Raw genomic sequence first — 521 nt, 5'->3', positions numbered from 1 at the left:
TCTGAGTCAGCATCAACAAGTGCGTCAGAGTCAGCAAGCACATCAGCGTCTGAATCAGCGTCAACAAGTGCGAGCCAATCAGCAAGTACATCAGCATCTGAGTCAGCGTCAACAAGTGCATCAGCCTCAGCAAGCACATCAGCGTCTGAATCAGCATCAACAAGTGCATCAGCTTCAGCAAGCACATCAGCATCTGAATCAGCGTCAACAAGTGCGAGCCAATCAGCAAGCACATCGGCCTCTGAGTCAGCATCAACAAGTGCGTCAGCCTCAGCAAGCACATCGGCATCTGAGTCAGCATCAACAAGTGCGTCAGCTTCAGCAAGCACAAGCGCTTCTGAGTCAGCGTCAACAAGTGCGAGCCAATCAGCAAGCACAAGCGCCTCTGAATCAGCATCAACAAGTGCAAGCCAATCAGCAAGCACAAGCGCATCTGAATCGGCATCAACAAGTGCGAGCCAATCAGCAAGCACATCAGCATCTGAGTCAGCATCAACAAGTGCATCAGCTTCAGCAAGCAC

Annotated in this window: 1 pseudogene; it reads right to left on the bottom strand. The window is 51.2% G+C overall.

Features of this window, described 5'->3' with window-relative positions:
* Positions 1-521 (bottom strand): annotated as a pseudogene (locus tag N8M09_RS10890) (MSCRAMM family adhesin SdrC); the annotation flags it as partial.

The sequence above is a fragment of the Streptococcus mitis genome, from assembly GCF_946190375.1.
Taxonomy (GTDB): Bacteria; Bacillota; Bacilli; order Lactobacillales; family Streptococcaceae; genus Streptococcus; species Streptococcus mitis_CJ.
The sequence above is the reverse complement of the archived record's forward strand: the minus strand, read 5'-3'. Positions and strand labels throughout refer to the sequence as shown.